The organism is Pseudomonas sp. BJa3, assembly GCF_026343815.1.
Taxonomy (GTDB): domain Bacteria; phylum Pseudomonadota; class Gammaproteobacteria; order Pseudomonadales; family Pseudomonadaceae; genus Aquipseudomonas; species Aquipseudomonas soli.
Genome location: NZ_JAOXMC010000098.1, coordinates 1 through 288 on the forward strand (window position 1 = coordinate 1; position 288 = coordinate 288).

The window sequence follows — 288 nt, forward strand, 5'->3', positions numbered from 1 at the left end:
CCTGTACCGGATCCTGGTCCAGGTCTACAGCGAGGGGCGCACGGAACTGCTGGCGAAGTATTCGCCCTTGGCGTTGCGGCGGGTATGGAAGGCTGAGCGCTTCAGTTGGTTCATGACCCAGCTGCTGCATTACTTCGGCGAACACCAGGATGACTGGGACCGCAAGATGCAGGCGGCCGATCGCGAGTACGACCTGGGGTCGGCGGCGGGGCTGGCGAATATCGCCGAGAACTATGTGGGTCTGCCGTTCGAAGCTCTGGAATAACTGCCGCGTCAGCGGCGCTTGGG

At 62.8% G+C, this 288-nt stretch carries 1 pseudogene; it reads left to right on the forward strand.

Annotated elements, in window-relative coordinates:
- Positions 1-265 (forward strand): annotated as a pseudogene (locus OH705_RS27025) (4-hydroxybenzoate 3-monooxygenase); the annotation flags it as partial.
- Positions 266-288 lie beyond the last annotated feature (23 nt).